The organism is Dietzia alimentaria 72 (genome assembly GCF_000226215.1).
GTDB classification, from domain to species: Bacteria; Actinomycetota; Actinomycetes; order Mycobacteriales; family Mycobacteriaceae; genus Dietzia; species Dietzia alimentaria.
Genome location: NZ_AGFF01000028.1, coordinates 1 through 8,498, shown reverse-complemented (window position 1 = coordinate 8,498; position 8,498 = coordinate 1). Strand labels below are relative to the sequence as shown.

The following is an 8,498-nucleotide window of genomic DNA, read 5'->3' as shown; positions in this document are numbered from 1 at the left end:
AAAACAGGTAGACCTTCGTCGCTGCGCCGGTGACTGGGTCGGTGAGCTCCATCGTTGGGCCGGACCAGTCGACTTCGACCGTCTGGGCGGCCTTGTGGCCGACCCTGGAGGCGGCGCCGGTGATCATCACGTGTCGCTGGTAGGTCTTGCACCACCGGTCATATCCCATCGCCGGAGACGCGGAGGTGGCGCACTGGTCGGTGTACTCGCTGTGCAGCAGTTTGAGCGTGACCCCGACCCGGGCCATCTCTCGGTGGACCTGCTCCCAGTCCGGCTGGGCGAACACGCTCTCGTGCTCTCCTCGCCCGGGGAACAGGCGGGTGTACACCTGATCTTCGGTCAGCTCGGCGACGTCGTCCCAGCTCGTCTCGGTCGCATCGGCGGCCTCCAATACCGCCGTGATGCTCTTTCGGGACATTCCCTGCGAGGCGGCGATCGCCCGCCCGGACAGGCCCTCGGCGCGAAGCTGCAACACGAGCTTCGCCCTAATTTTCCGTACAGTCACGGATTGCTCCTTCCGCCACGTGCCCTATACACGCGGCGGAAGGAGCCTAGAGACCGGTGGCCCCCACGGACGCTACTGCTGGCCCCCAAGCGCAATAATCGCGTTCCTGCCTACTGGCCCCGAGAGGCAATAGCGATGGCCCCCAGTGAGACGAATATTCACCCGGAGGCGGTCTGGGACTTCACCACATACAGACCAACCACCCCCAAGTACCGCTCAGATTAGTGACCCACGCATAACAAGCTCAACCTCATGACCAGCGACGATCCTAGCGAACTACCCTAGAACGGCATCAACTTGTGGAACTCAGGTCAGGCGTGCGGGCCTGCAGCCACGCGACCACCGTCTTAGTGGTTCGTCCCTCGGTCTGCCCGAGCATGCCTTGATTGCCGTCGAGGTCGACGAAGCCGGTGTCCCACGGATCGACCCGTACCCAGCGTCCGGTGTCTTTGCATTGCTCCCACCTGGGCTTTCCGCGGCGAGTCTCATCAATCCCCAGGACCCGAACGGGGGTTGGTTCGGTGAGCAGCGCGCTGGCGTGGGCGATGAAGGCGCGGTGCGCTGTCGGCCAGGACACCGCATGGGCGGCGGCAACCTCGGCGACCGAGCGGGCGGCGTCCCCGATCGCGGCACCGATCTGGTCGCGCAGTCGGCCGGTGGTGCGGGCCCGCGCCGGGACTTGTTCGGTTACCTCGGTGAAGGTGTTGCGGTCGCAGTTCGCGTTTCGGCATCGCCATCGGGATTTGTTCCAGCGCAGCAGGATTCGGTCGACACCGTAGGGAATGTCTTTTGGCCTGGTGACCGTGTTCTCTTTGCGGGATGTCGATACAAGGCCGCAGTCGGGGCAGGTCGCAGCGGCGGGATCGTTGGTGGCCGCGTCCACGATCCTGGTGCCGTCTGGTTGTTGTCTCACTGCGATGACGCGTAGTCCGGGCAGCCCGAACAGCAGTGTCGTAGCATCATTCATGCCCTTGGCCCTCTGGTAGTCGGAGTGTTTCGCAACTTCCAGACTTCAGGAGGCCAAGGGCTTCGCGCAGGTCAATGCGCCAGATCCCTCAGATCCAGGGTTGCCCGCTCAACATCGAAGAGCCGCGATGGCAGCAGCTCGTTCGTGACCGTCCTGGTCGACCTCACACCGGTCGTGGACGGAACCGGCAGGTGGGTTTAACTCGCTGGACCCACAGCACCGACAAGCCTTATCTAGCACCGGAAATCAGTCCAGGTGACGGACAGTGGTTTCACCTCGCCGATAGACAACCAGAGAGGCTGGTGCACGAATAGATGATCTCGGTCGACAACTTCCATTCAGTCTCGCTCCTGCCTAATCAGAGTCGTGAGACGTTTGCTCAGTTCGCTGCGGAGTGTCTGCCGTTCGCTAGTTCCAACGCCGTACTTAAGGTAGCGAATAGCCCGTAGATCGAATGGCACGTCGTCCGCAGCCTGCGTCAGTAGGACAGTCTTTCGCGGCAGAGCATGGGCGAGGCCAGCCTCGTAAAAGACGTTCGAATTTCGTTCTGTGAGATCCGCGATGACAATCTGCGCTTTCCAGAGAATCGACAGAACGTCACCCATGACGTGGTCATGTTCCCATATATCGTCAACCCTTTCACTCGTAAGTCCCGCATCCGCCACCGCATCTTGGATGGTCTCGTGCACTACGTCGAAGTGCTTCGCGAATGGCATCATCACTGCAACGAGTTTGGGATCTCGTGGGGTGTCGACAGGGAACTGAACAGCACCCGATTTACGGAAGCTGCCCGTGCCTCCTCGGCGCTGCACTGATTGGTGTTCCAGTAGAACGCGGAACAGGTCGATGTCCTTAACTGCCCAATGCGTTCGGGAAAACTCTCCCCAGCGATCCGCGCTAATCGCCAACCGGTCGGCGAGAGTACGGATCGCCTCCACTGGGATCGGCTCGATATTCGAATTTGGTATGAACTTAAACGCTTGGCCCCACCGAGTGTTGTGAGCTGGCGCGATAGTACCAACCCGGGCAAACTGCCCCGAGCTATCATCTTGAATTTCGGGCATCGAGAGAGTTGGCAGCATCGTGAGTGCCGGCACATAGTCCGTCCCCAGGTATTCGCGCACTCCGTCGTCGGTGTATTCAAACAACCGATTCCCAGGTGCAATTTCGTCGTCATCGTCGGCATAGCCGATCAGCAAGTTAAACACGCAAATACCTTTCTTTCCCATCATCGCTGCGTTGCATGGGCCAGAAGACGTTCTGGTCCCAATCTGCTCACGACATTCTCCACCGGGGGATTGCCCCATTCCTATAATAAACAGTCGACGACGGACAACCGCGGCCATCAAGGAATACGCGCAAAATGTACCCGACTTGGCTCAATTTCGGGTGTTCCGGATCATATTGACGTCGCTACCAGCGGAGATTGTGTTCGCCGTGCCGGTTTTTCCGCACTAAGCGGGTGGTGTGGGGGTGGCCGGTAGATTCATCTGTTGTGAGCCCGTACGTCCGGACCGTCAAGACCGCCTCGGATGCTACCGCGGTGCAGGTGGTCTTCTCCGAGCGTCGCGGGGCCAAGAAGCTTGAGCACGTCGGTTCAGCCCATGACGATGAGCAGTTGGCGGTGTTGCGGGCCAAGGCCCAGCAGATCATCGAGGGCGAGCAGCAGCCCCTTGACCTGGGGATTGACCTGACCCCAGCCGGTACCGGGTCCAAGGCGGCGCCGGTGCCGGTGACTTCCGAGAGGGCCGGGCACCTGATCGATGCGATCACCAGCGCCTACCAGGCCCTGGGTTTCGATGAGGCCACCGGCACTGACCAAGTGTTCGCCAACCTGGTCATGGCCAGGATCGTGCAGCCAGGGTCGAAGCTCGACTCGGTGGAGACCCTGGCCGAGATCGGGGTCCTCTCGGCCAGCTACGCCACGATCAAGCGCAGGCTGCCAACGTATGCCGAGACCGGGTTCCGGGATCGGCTCAGCGCAGCGTGTGCCGCGCACGCCGGCATCGGGCCTGGCGTGCTCGTGCTCTACGACGTCACCACGCTGTACTTCGAGACCGACGAGGGCGATGACTTCCGCAAGCCCGGCTTCTCCAAGGAGCGCCGCCTGGAGCCGCAGATCACCGTCGGGCTGCTCTCCGATGCCTCCGGATTCCCGCTGGCTGTGGGCGCGTTCGAGGGAAACATGGCCGAGACCCGCACGATGCTGCCCATGCTCGAGCGATTCTCCGAAACCTACAACGTGGATGACATTACCGTCGTGGCCGATGCGGGCATGTTCTCCGACGGCAACAAGAAGGCCATCACCGAAGCTGGCCTGCACTACATCCTCGGCACAAGGACCCCCGACGTGCCGTACGCGCTACAGGCGTGGAGGAAAGCCAATCCGGAAGCCGAGTACACCGACGGGCAGATCTGGACCGCCGCTGACCGGTCCGGGCGCGGACCCGACGGGGTGCCGCATTCGATCACCTACTACCAGTACTCGTGGGACCGGGCCCGCCGCACCCTCAAGGGCATCTCCGAGCAGGTCGATAAAGCGGAGAAGGCCGTGGCTGGGAAGATCGCCATCAAGCGCAATCGGTTCGTCGATCTGAAAGCGCCGAAGAAGCAGGTCAACTGGGCCCTGGTGGAAAAGAACCGGGCCCTGGCCGGCATCAAGGGCTACGAAACCTCCCGCGTGGACCTGAGCCCGGACCAGGTCATCGGGTCGTACCGGCAGCTGCTCAAGATCGAGAAAGCGTTCCGCATGTCCAAGTCGGACCTGAAGGCCAGGCCGATCTACCACCACAAACGCGAATCCATCGACGCGCACCTCACCGTCGTGATGGCAGCTATGGCGGTGGGGCATCTCCTGGAGAAACGCTCCGGACTATCGCTCAAACGACTGGTCAGAACCCTCAAGCGCTACCGCACCTTCGAGCTGGCCATCGCCGGACAAACCGTCCACGCCGCCTCGCCCGTGCCCGCCGAGATTAACGAGCTCCTCACGAAGCTCAACACCGACGAGCGACCGCACTAAATTGAGCCAAGTCGGGTATAATAAACAGTCGACGACGGACAACCGCGGCCATCAAGGAATACGCGCAAAATGTAACCCATGGTCCACGTGGCTCTCGATCGCGCCCGCGCTAGCCGGCGCGATGTGGTTGGCAGTCTCCTGCCCATGTAGCACGGGCGACTCAGTGGGCGCCTCCGCCACTCTTTACGGAGTGACTAGCTCCATTAGTTTCGAGTAGCTGTCGGCGACGTCGTATTTAACCTGGCCCTCAAACTTCTGGTTGACCTCGGCGAAAAACTTACGTGCGCACTCGATCTTCGCATCCTCGACACCCCTCAGCTGAAGACTCGACAAGGAGCCCTTGGTTTCCGCAACGAAGTACACGTGCTTGACCGTTCCCTCGGTAAACGCGATCGCCCAGTCGGGGTTGTAGTCGCCCACGGGCGTGGGGATAAAGAACCCGTGAGGCAGCTTGGCATAGACCGCGACCTCGGTGCTCGTGTCCAGCTCGGTGACGAACTCCCTCTCGACCTTCGAGTCCGTCACGACGTAGTCGTACACGTGCTTTGTGAGCTTCTTACCCGCCTTGGTGAAGTCCTGTGCGCTCTGGTTCTCGGTAAAGATCGCAGAATCGAACCGATCCTCGAGCGCGTCGTAGGTCAGGTGCTCAACGATGACCGTCGCCTTCTGCTCGTTGATCAATCGTGCTGCTTCGGTGATGAACTGCTCAGGGTTGAGACGGAATTTGGCGAATATGTCTGGGGTGATCTTGCTGAGGATCTTGGCTACGGTCCGCCGGGTGAGTTGGGTCTTTTCGGTGATCTCCCCCAGCAGGTCGTACTTAACCTGGGAGCCAGCCGATACAGTCTCGGTCTGGGTCGAGGTGGTGGAGACGTTGAACCCAACGCCAGACGCCAGGTCGTCGGCTTCGAGAGAGTCGCGCTGCTTCCCTGCCTGGACCACGTACTGCATGGCCGTGACGTTCAGGTGGGTGTCTAACGCCTTGACGCACTTGCCGATGAGTTCGTCGGAGTCGAACTCGACCTGGTAAACGGCCTTGTGGTTGATCCGTCTCCAGAGCTCTTGGAACTCCTTCTTCTTGAAGTTCGCCTCGTTGAGTGGGATCTTCTTGGGCTTGCGGTCATTGGCTGGCAACGGAACGTCGATGTAAAGCGCATCGACCAGCGGCCAGAGGAACTCGATGACCGCCTTGAGCTCCTCGGACGTCGGCTCCGCCAGGGTGCGTTCTTTCAGGTCTGCTTTGTAAACCTCAGAAATGGTGTCGTCGTCGTTGACGTAGTCGTTCTTGACCAGGTACTTGTAGAGCGCCCGCGCGAGGGCCTCTTCGACGACAGTCTCACCGTCATGGGTCTGAATGGTCTTGCCGGTGAAGAACTTGACGCTGGCCTTGCGTGGGCGAGCGGCCAGCGACTCGGCGATCTCCCTCTGCAAGCCAGCCACGAAGTCGGTGTAGGACTCGTCGGTGACGACCGTGAGTTCGTTGATGGCGTGCACCGTGACCGGATTGTCCATCCGCTCGCCATGTTGGTCGACGGCAAGTCGTAAACCACGGCCGATCTCCTGCCTACGTGAAATGGTGTTATCGCTCTTCTTGAGCATGCCCATAACGAAGACGTTTGGGTTGTCCCAACCCTCTCGCAATGCGGAGTGGGAGAAAAGGAAGCGCACCGGCTCGGCGAACGAGAGAAGGCGTTCCTTGTCCTTGAGGATCAAATCATACGCCCCGACGTCCTTAGACTGCCCCTTCTCGTCACCGGCCTTGTGCACGGCGCCTTCGACGAAGTGGTTGCTTTTCTTGTCGATCGAGAAGTAACCCTGATGCACTTCGCGAGCGGTATCACGCCGCAAATACTGGTGGTAAGCAGTAGTGGCCTCGTCGAGTTCGAGTTCTCCGAGCACTTCGGTGACGGCGGCCTCGTACTCCTCCTCAAAGACACGAGCGTAGTCACCGAGGGTGTCCTCGCGGTCGTAGTCGCGGTACTTAGCGACCTCGTCGATGAAGAACAGCGAGAGGATTTTAATGCCTTGGTTGAAGAGTTCGCGTTCCTTGTCGATGTGGGCGCGGATGACCTCACGGACCTGGATACGACGCTTCGTCTCCTCGGTGACGTCGCGGTCCGCGAGCTGACCAGCCACCACCACGTCGCCGTTGCTGAGCGTGATCATGTCATCGATTGCGCTGACGTCGGTAACCACGAGGTCCTTGTATGCCTCGATGCCGTTGGCCAAGTCATGCAAGCGGGTGCCGTTCGTGACACGTTTGAGCTGCCGCTTGATGGGACCGGTTTTGGTTTGGACCTCGAGCTCCATCCGGGCAGTCGGGGGCTGGCCCTTCTTGACCTCGATCGCATCAAGATAGAGATATGCCGTCGAACCAGCGAGCCCCTTGACTGTGATGCCACGGACGGCAATCTTCTTCACAAGCTTCTGGTTGTAGGCGTCCAAGGCGTCTAGTCGGTGCACCTTGGTGTGATCGACCTTATGAGTGGCCGAGTAGCGCAGCACTATCAGCGCGTTGAACCGCGACAGTGCCTCCAACGACTTAGCCGCACCAATTTTTTGCGGTTCATCGATGATCACGATTGGCCGATTGGCACTGATCACATCGATAGGCCGGCGTGATTGGAAGTCGTCCAGCACGTCGTAGATGCGTCGGTTGTCCTTGCCGGTGGCGTTGAATGCCTGGATGTTGATGATCATAACCTGCACCCCGGCGTCGGAGCTGAACCGCTCGATCTCATGCAATTGAGAGGAGTTGTAGATAAACGATCGTGGCCTGGTGCCATACATCTGCTGAAAGTGCTCAGCAGTCACGTCGAACGACTTCCTCACGCCCTCGCGGATCGCGACCGAGGGCACCACGATGATGAACTTCGACCAGCCGTAACGCTTGTTCAACTCCATGATCGTCTTGATGTAGACGTACGTCTTGCCGGTGCCGGTCTCCATCTCGATATCGAGGTTCGGAGCACCCGGCGCCGCCTTGCTGTCGACGAGATTCGAAGCCAGCGGCAGGTTCCTAGACTTCTGCACCTGGTGCACGTTGGCCAAGAGCTGAGCGTCCGAGAGCTCAATCTCAGCGTTACGCAAGCCAGAGTCCGGCGTCGCATTGGTCTCGAACAGCGCCGGTACAGCGCGGGGCTTGGCTTTACCCGGATCTACTAAATACGACACACCGCTGCGACGGGGCTGCCCACCGAACGCGTCGACTACCGCGTCTACCGCGTCGGTCTGATACTGCTGGACTTTGAACTGAAGTTTCATTAGATCAGATCGCCTTGACTTCCGTCGATGGCGACAATTCATTGAAAATCTGCTCTGCATTGATCCGGGCGTCATCAGACGCGAACCGCGAGTTGCGGAACACCGCCCGGAGCGGCTGCAGTTCCGAGAGTGCACGCACGAGTTCAGGAGTGACTTCATCGTCAAAGCAGGCGACGAGCGCGCCCTCGTCGACCACGAAGACTTCTCGGCCTTCGACCAGCTCGACGGCAATGGGCAGAGACATTTCCAGACCCCAGTCCAGAAGCACCTGGAAGAGTAGGTCTTGCCCCGAACGCCCAATTTTTATATTGTCCTCGAGTCCGGCAAGCTCCTGCTGGTCCGTCTCGTCTGGAGTTCGGAGAACATCTGCGAGATTGGTCGAATCGACCATGAGAGTGCGAAAGCCGGCGTCGAAGCCCTCGGAGGCGAGGCCAGCCGACTCGAGCGCCTTCCTGGCACCTCGTCTAATCCTCTCGCGCGAGAGCTCGGCAATCGTGGCGTAGCCCGCCTTAGCAGCCTCCGATTTGGGCGCCGGCTTCTCGTCGAGCTGCACCATAATGAATCGTCGCCGTCCACCATCCGCGATGTTCTGTGCGAGCACGGCGTGAGCCGTGGTGCTCGAACCAGCGAAGAAGTCGAGCACTAGTGTCGTGCGTGTGAAGTAGTTTTACAGTTGGGTTTGTGAAATCATGGGGCATGGCGAATCGACCTGCCCCGGCATTGATGTTGCGTCCCGGCGA

At 60.1% G+C, this 8,498-nt stretch carries 5 protein-coding genes and 1 pseudogene; 1 reads left to right on the top strand and 5 read right to left on the bottom strand.

What is annotated here, in order from left to right:
* From ON04_RS14690 to ON04_RS14680, 3 genes and pseudogenes are all read right to left on the bottom strand, one after another.
* Nucleotides 1-505 (bottom strand): annotated as a pseudogene (locus tag ON04_RS14690) (IS21 family transposase); the annotation flags it as partial.
* A gap of 292 nt (nt 506-797) precedes the next feature.
* Nucleotides 798-1,472, bottom strand: a complete 675-nt coding sequence (locus tag ON04_RS14685) for a helix-turn-helix domain-containing protein (protein WP_010542394.1) — start codon at nt 1,470-1,472, stop codon at nt 798-800.
* Between the two features lie 338 nt (nt 1,473-1,810).
* Nucleotides 1,811-2,704: a hypothetical protein gene (locus tag ON04_RS14680; protein WP_029458567.1), complete on the bottom strand. Its 894-nt coding sequence runs from the start codon at nt 2,702-2,704 to the stop codon at nt 1,811-1,813.
* A gap of 263 nt (nt 2,705-2,967) precedes the next feature.
* On the opposite strand from ON04_RS14680, the gene ON04_RS14675 reads away from it, so the two are divergent.
* Entirely contained in the window at nt 2,968-4,494 is a 1,527-nt protein-coding gene (locus ON04_RS14675) for an IS1634 family transposase (RefSeq protein ID WP_010542392.1), read from the top strand.
* A 183-nt stretch (nt 4,495-4,677) separates the two neighbouring features.
* Here ON04_RS14675 and ON04_RS14670 read toward each other — a convergent pair whose 3' ends face one another.
* A complete protein-coding gene (locus tag ON04_RS14670) occupies nt 4,678-7,758 on the bottom strand; it encodes a type III restriction-modification system endonuclease (protein WP_010542391.1) in 3,081 nt (1,026 codons plus the stop codon).
* A 4-nt stretch (nt 7,759-7,762) separates the two neighbouring features.
* A complete protein-coding gene (locus ON04_RS17145) occupies nt 7,763-8,401 on the bottom strand; it encodes a type III restriction-modification system methyltransferase (RefSeq protein WP_010542390.1) in 639 nt (212 codons plus the stop codon).
* Nucleotides 8,402-8,498 lie beyond the last annotated feature (97 nt).